Annotated in this window: 1 protein-coding gene; it reads right to left on the reverse strand. The window is 62.7% G+C overall.

Translation table 11 applies throughout. The features are described from left to right. A partial coding sequence (locus SB816_RS33560; protein ID WP_410548447.1) for a hypothetical protein occupies positions 1 to 252 on the reverse strand: 252 nt, incomplete at both ends.

Here is a 252-nt window from a genome sequence, read left to right on the forward strand (position 1 = left end):
CGAAGCGCAGCAGCGGCACGACCTCGCCTTGAAGCCAGCCGACAAAGTCGGTACGGTCCGGCCAACCGTCGACACCGCCCATACGATGCAGCAAGGCCTGAACCTTGCGCCACGCGCTGCCCTCGGGCAGATGCGCTGGCCGCCAGTTCACATGTGCAACCATTTCCGCCTTCATCGGCGCGGCGATGCTGTTGAGAAGATCGTGGGCGTGACGGCAATCGTATACGATAGCGTCCTGGAGCATCCCCTTTT

It is taken from the genome of Achromobacter sp. SIMBA_011, assembly GCF_046535435.1.
In the GTDB taxonomy this organism is placed as follows: domain Bacteria; phylum Pseudomonadota; class Gammaproteobacteria; order Burkholderiales; family Burkholderiaceae_B; genus Achromobacter; species Achromobacter dolens.